Genomic DNA, 579 nt, shown 5'->3' with positions numbered 1-579 from the left:
GAGCGGTTCATCGCCAGTCCCTTTGTGGAAGGCGATCGGCTGTATAAGACCGGCGATCTGGCGCGTTATCTGCCGGACGGCAATCTGGAGTTTCTGGGCCGCAACGACGACCAGGTGAAGATCCGCGGCTTCCGCATCGAGCCGGGCGAGATCGCGGCGCGGCTTTGCGAGCACGCCTGGGTGCGCGAGGCGGTGGTGGTGGCGCGCCAGGACCGGGCCGGCGACAAGCACCTTGTCGCCTATGTCGTGTGTGGACCCGAGGCAGGATCGGACGAGGACGATGGCGGCGGGCTTGCCGGCGCCTTGCGCGCGCATGTGAGCGGGCGGCTGCCGGACTACATGGTGCCGGCTGCGTTCGTGCGGCTCGCGGCGCTGCCGCTGACGCCGAACGGCAAGCTCGACCGCAAGGCACTGCCGGCGCCGGCCGACGGCGCCTATGCGCGGACGGCCTATGAGGCGCCGCAGGGCGCGGTCGAGACGGCGCTGGCACAGATCTGGGCGGAGCTTCTCGGTGTCGAGCGGGTCGGGCGCCACGACAACTTCTTCGAACTGGGCGGCCATTCGCTCCTGGCGGTGCAG

The 579-nt window shown here is 70.1% G+C and carries 1 protein-coding gene; it reads left to right on the top strand.

Going from position 1 to position 579, the window contains the following annotated elements:
- Positions 1-579 (top strand): AMP-binding enzyme (locus NKJ84_RS33140; RefSeq protein WP_352510025.1); only part of this gene is annotated, 579 nt, incomplete at both ends.

This window comes from Mesorhizobium sp. M0048 (assembly GCF_040323405.1).
In the GTDB taxonomy this organism is placed as follows: Bacteria; Pseudomonadota; Alphaproteobacteria; order Rhizobiales; family Rhizobiaceae; genus Mesorhizobium.
This window is presented reverse-complemented; position numbering and strand designations above follow the sequence as displayed.